This window comes from Aneurinibacillus terranovensis DSM 18919, from assembly GCF_000430625.1.
Lineage (GTDB): Bacteria > Bacillota > Bacilli > Aneurinibacillales > Aneurinibacillaceae > Aneurinibacillus_B > Aneurinibacillus_B terranovensis.
Genome location: NZ_KE387183.1, coordinates 11,421 through 16,287, shown reverse-complemented (window position 1 = coordinate 16,287; position 4,867 = coordinate 11,421). Strand labels below are relative to the sequence as shown.

Here is a 4,867-nt window from a genome sequence, read left to right as displayed (position 1 = left end):
TCTAGTGGTGGCAACACCGTGGGGGTTCAAGTCCCTTCATCCGCACCACTGTTTTATGCGGACATAGCTCAGTTGGTAGAGCACGACCTTGCCAAGGTCGGGGTCGCGAGTTCGAGTCTCGTTGTCCGCTCCATTATAGCTTAATTAAATGAAATATACGTGCCCGTAGCTCAATCGGATAGAGTGTCTGACTACGAATCAGAAGGTTGGGAGTTCGAGTCTCTCCGGGCACGCCATTTTTTTGTTTCGGGAAGTGGCTCAGCTTGGTAGAGCACCTGGTTTGGGACCAGGGGGTCGCAGGTTCAAATCCTGTCTTCCCGACCATTTTGCATTTTGGCGGTGTAGCTCAGCTGGCTAGAGCGTACGGTTCATACCCGTAAGGTCGGGGGTTCGATCCCCTCCGCCGCTACCATTTAATCTCTGTGGCTTTATAGAAGGATCTGCAAGTTTTGGAGAAGTACCCAAGTGGTTATAAGGGGCTCCCCTGCTAAGGGAGTAGACGGGTCAAACTGTGCGAGGGTTCGAATCCCTCCTTCTCCGCCATAAAGGGCCTATAGCTCAGTTGGTTAGAGCGCACGCCTGATAAGCGTGAGGTCGGCTGTTCGAGTCAGCCTAGGCCCACCAGTTCACCTAGTTAGTAATTCTATTTATTAGGATTAATAAAATGAGCCGATAGCTCAGCCGGGAGAGCACCGTCTTGACAGGGTGGGGGTCGCTGGTTCGAACCCTGCACAGGTCATTTAGAAAACCCTTGAGAAATCAAGGGTTTTTGCATGTCTGGGGATTTTGAACAGTTCGATTATGGGGCAAATCGGATTTTTGGTCAATCGATCAATTGAATATGGCTTAGTTACTGGATTCTTATGATTTCGTATTTTGTCACTTTTACCATTTAATAAGATCGAAATCACGAATTCAATTGTATTGATGGTATACTATTGCTTAGTAGTTGCATACACTTCACCTAAAACGATCCCTAACTTTTTAGGAGGTGTATGCGATGGACAAGGAGGATGAGGAAATGAGATTAGCTGCTAATTCTACAAATAAATTATCTAATCATCCCAAATTTAAATCGAGGGTTCCTCGTTTGAACGTAGTTAAAGGTATAGCACAAGCAAATGCTGCCGATCCGATTCAGCGTAAATGGTTTGAGGAATTTAAAAAATAAAAAATGGCACTTAACGTCAGAGATGTTTATTGGTTTGAAGTTGAATACAGTAACGGTGAAAAAGCAACAAGACCTGTCGTAATTATAGAGATTAACGATGGCGTTCCGATTGTTGCTTTATTTGTGGCATTGACTCATTCTAAGATTAAAGATTTTGATAACCCATATGACAAATGGAAAGTACCATTGTTTAGTGTTAAAGCCGATGGTCTTGGTGACAGTTCCTATGCCAAAGCTAATTGTATTGCGGAAGTAGATGATACAGCTTTTAAATCGAAATTACTTGGGTCATCTAAATAAGACCGATATATTGAATATCAAAAGAAGAGTCTTGGTAAAGTACTTTACTGAGGCTTGGGTTATATATAGCGACTGCACAAATTATTTCCTCACATTATCCCCGAGACGAAATTTGTCAAGAGTGGAATTTTTGCCTTTTTCGCCTTAAAGATTCGATACTCCTTCCCCTGCTCTGTTTTGAAGCTCTCCATCCGTTTGTATTGCTCAATATTTTTTGTCGCCAACATTTGCACCTGACTTTTCTCGTTCGTGCCTCCTAACTTTTCAATCGCAGAAATTAAGGTAATTTACAATCATCACCTCTATAAAAAGTCGAATGCAGGGTTTTGGTGTTGTTTTGTGGAATAGGTATAGAGAACCAGATTTATTCATATTTGCAGGAGATTGCAATGACGACACCTTACCATACAAGGTATGTCTCCTGATCACGCTTGGACTCTCCTCTCAACCCCAGTTGTCGGTAAGCGTGCGATATGATGTTCAGCTTCAGGATTTCGAGATGTTAAATTTGCCCATGCAACCTTCTTCGGAACAAGACGATGAAACGAACATTGATTAAAGTCAAAGATAGTCAAAGTCAAAGAATATAAAAAGGATGCTCTGGTATTCGGCCAAATTCCGTGAAAAACCAGCAAAAACAACCGTTATTGACGTTTGAATATATCGAAGCATGAGCCCTATAATGAAGGTGTAAAGCAAAACATAAATAAATGAAGGAGGAGTTTATGTATGTTTGACTTAGTTCCATTCCGTAGAAAAAACGAGGATGTGGTTGGCAGCATGCTGAAGTCCTTCCACGATTTGTTTGAGCAAAACTTCCTTGCTCCCTTGAACAGCAATACGCACCACTTCTGCACGGACATTCGTGAAACGAAACAGGCTTATTTGATTGAAGCCGAGCTGCCGGGGTTTAGCAAAGACGATATCGAAGTCAACTACAGCAACGGTTATTTAACGATCAAGGCTACGCGGAACCGCCAAGAGGAAGAGAAAGACAAGCATGATAAAGTCATTCGTAAAGAGCGCTATCACGGCGAATTTGTCCGCCGCTTCTATGTGGAACATATCGATGAAGACCATATTAAAGCCAAACTTCAGGATGGCGTACTCAAGCTGGAAATTCCGAAAAAAGTGACGTCAGTACCTGCCGACAAACGTGTTACGATCGAATAAAATGGTTGTTAAATACACACAATGGAAATGTTACGGTTAACACTTCTGTTGTGTGTATTTTTTCAATACAAATCCGTCATTTTGCTGGATGAGGTGGAGAAGGCCCACCCCATGTGTTCAACACGCTAATGCTCCACAACTGCAAGCAATAATGGTTATCAGGATAAAGAGAACAAGAATAACCCCAATCTCATTTCCTATTCCAAAGAAACTACCCATCATGCAATACTGTTTGAGTACATGTTATGCAAAAACAAGTTTTTATGTATAAGCAATAGCATCTTTTTGAGCGAGAATTCTTTTTTTGAATATATTTTGACGATTTTGACGGAGGTGTATCCTGCGCCGTTTTTGTGAAAATACACAAATCTGTATAATTTAACTTTTTTATCCAGTTCATCTCCCGCTTCTAAACGTGAAGGTGCGATAGCACCAGTGAAAGTGGGAGATGAATTGGCTTCGGACAAGGACAGGCTTTTGCCTGTTCTTGTCCGACGATATGCTAATCTACAAGTAAGAATCTTTTGCGTGTTTTTTGACAATCAAACATATGGGGTGGTGGCAAATCATGTGTTGCCATGTAAAATGTTTGCACCGTCACTTTGGTCATAGGCGAAAACCAAGCTCACTATGACCATTCCAACGTACAAACGATTTCTACTAACCGTTGGAACAACGGGGTTGGCTCAATCAATTTATCTGCGTTGGCAGATATTACTTGAGAAGCCCCCACTTCAAGCGTTAGCTAAGTGGGGGGTAGTTCACAGGGAGAAAGATTTGCGATAGTTGCATCAACGAACTTGCAGATTTACCACTAAATCAGTTCTAAGCCCTACGCTGCCCACATACGCTGTAGTATAGCGTGAAGCTCGACAGCTTTCCTAATTATAGCAACGCCTCCTGCCGGCAGTGGCAGGAGGCGTTTATATTGCTGGTGCGAAATGTTGATAAAATCTGTGATGTCGCTTAATGCGGCTGTTTCCGTTCATGTTTGTGCCGTGGAGGGATAAAACCATTTTCCTCAAGTTTTTGGTAGCGTTTGTCCAACCTGGCAACGATTTCATTCCCTTTTTCCTCTGTGACGACACCATATTTTACGTATTTGGAGACAACCTCTTTTTGTTTCTCTAAAATGTCTTTGTAAAGAGAAGCTAATTCACGTTTCTGCTGTTCCGATAACTGTGCGGACATCTTTTCTGAATGGGTGGTTGGAATGTCCGCTGCTTGTGCTGGAATCGAACCGAGTACCGGTAGTGACAGCATCATTGCGGCTGCGAGAGCCTTCCGAAATTTACGCATGGAAAGAAACACTCCCTTCTAAATTATTCTCTTATTTTCTGTTCGTACCTATATTTTTATGCATGGAAAAATGGAAAAAGGAAGCACACCAAACGTTGAAGCATATCAAATTCAGGCTTTTCATCGCCATCAGAGTGCAAAATAGTAGGAGAACCGGCAGAGTTGGTCGAGTAGTACTCATGCCGGGTTTACTGTATATTTTCTGTAACTACGATAGTGGTGGATTAGTAATCAACGGTCCGCCTAATCTTTTGTATTTCTAAATTGATCTGGCGTATTTGTTTGTGGATTTCTGTCATTTGAGAGTAGGTTGTAGAAGGTTCCTTTATTTTTTCAATCAACTCATCTTTTAGTTTTTGTAAAAAAACAATTCTCCCTAACAGCGCCATCATGTTGCGCCACCTTTCTCTGCTAAGCTTTGTTATATGTTTTAATGATTTTATAACAAACCAACATTTCTTATCGTTTATTTGTAAGATTATATGACATTGATTTTTTTGAACCCGGTTATGTAATAATTAGCCGCTGGATTGAAATGAGCGGAACAGCGAAGAGGTCTCCACCGTTTCCTGGCAGAGGCCTCCCATTTGTTTATCCATATAAAGAACATTAAATAAAAAGCAAGAGTGGAAAGAGTGGCAGAATGGTTCCCAATGTTTTTCATAGCTGCTTGTCTAAAGGTGTGCATGACTAACCCTCTCCTTTCCATGATGAGCTACTAAATTTTACAACGTTCAATCTTTTCGACCCGGGTGTCTTCTATTGTAGCTCCAGCGTGTGGAATACTATGAAATAAGGTAGAAGATGCGCCGGGTTCTTAAGGCACCCGTAGCATCTTTTTTTATTGTGAGATAAGAAAAGGCTCCGGGTGGCAGAATCCGGGGCATTTTTTACCGTTAAAGAAAGTATATGTTGCTTTACAGT

The 4,867-nt window shown here is 41.7% G+C and carries 5 protein-coding genes and 6 tRNA genes; 9 read left to right on the top strand and 2 right to left on the bottom strand.

The window, feature by feature from the left end; genetic code table 11:
* Window positions 1–57: 57 nt before the first annotated feature.
* The 9 genes from H525_RS0122235 to H525_RS0122190 all read left to right on the top strand — a co-directional run bounded on the left by H525_RS0122235 (window position 58) and on the right by H525_RS0122190 (window position 2,644).
* Window positions 58–133, top strand: a tRNA-Gly gene (locus tag H525_RS0122235).
* 26 nt (window positions 134–159) lie between these two features.
* Window positions 160–236 (top strand) — tRNA-Arg (locus tag H525_RS0122230).
* Window positions 237–247: 11 nt separating this feature from the next.
* Window positions 248–324 (top strand) — tRNA-Pro (locus tag H525_RS0122225).
* A gap of 11 nt (window positions 325–335) precedes the next feature.
* Window positions 336–412 (top strand) — tRNA-Met (locus H525_RS0122220).
* Between the two features lie 39 nt (window positions 413–451).
* A tRNA-Ser gene (locus H525_RS0122215) sits at window positions 452–543 on the top strand.
* Window positions 544–547: 4 nt separating this feature from the next.
* Window positions 548–624: transfer RNA gene (locus tag H525_RS0122210), tRNA-Ile, on the top strand.
* Between the two features lie 376 nt (window positions 625–1,000).
* Window positions 1,001–1,171: a hypothetical protein gene (locus tag H525_RS27735; RefSeq protein WP_155837531.1), complete on the top strand. Its 171-nt coding sequence runs from the start codon at window positions 1,001–1,003 to the stop codon at window positions 1,169–1,171.
* Between the two features lie 3 nt (window positions 1,172–1,174).
* On the top strand, window positions 1,175–1,471 hold the full coding sequence (locus tag H525_RS0122200) for a hypothetical protein (protein WP_027417990.1): 297 nt from the start codon (window positions 1,175–1,177) through the stop codon (window positions 1,469–1,471).
* A 729-nt stretch (window positions 1,472–2,200) separates the two neighbouring features.
* Window positions 2,201–2,644 (top strand): Hsp20/alpha crystallin family protein, encoded by a 444-nt coding sequence (locus tag H525_RS0122190; RefSeq protein ID WP_027417989.1) that lies wholly within the window; start codon window positions 2,201–2,203, stop codon window positions 2,642–2,644.
* A gap of 966 nt (window positions 2,645–3,610) precedes the next feature.
* On the opposite strand, the gene H525_RS0122185 is transcribed toward H525_RS0122190, so the two are convergent.
* Window positions 3,611–3,943: a YckD family protein gene (locus H525_RS0122185; protein WP_027417988.1), complete on the bottom strand. Its 333-nt coding sequence runs from the start codon at window positions 3,941–3,943 to the stop codon at window positions 3,611–3,613.
* A gap of 224 nt (window positions 3,944–4,167) precedes the next feature.
* Window positions 4,168–4,335: a hypothetical protein gene (locus H525_RS27730; RefSeq protein WP_155837530.1), complete on the bottom strand. Its 168-nt coding sequence runs from the start codon at window positions 4,333–4,335 to the stop codon at window positions 4,168–4,170.
* Window positions 4,336–4,867: the final 532 nt, after the last annotated feature.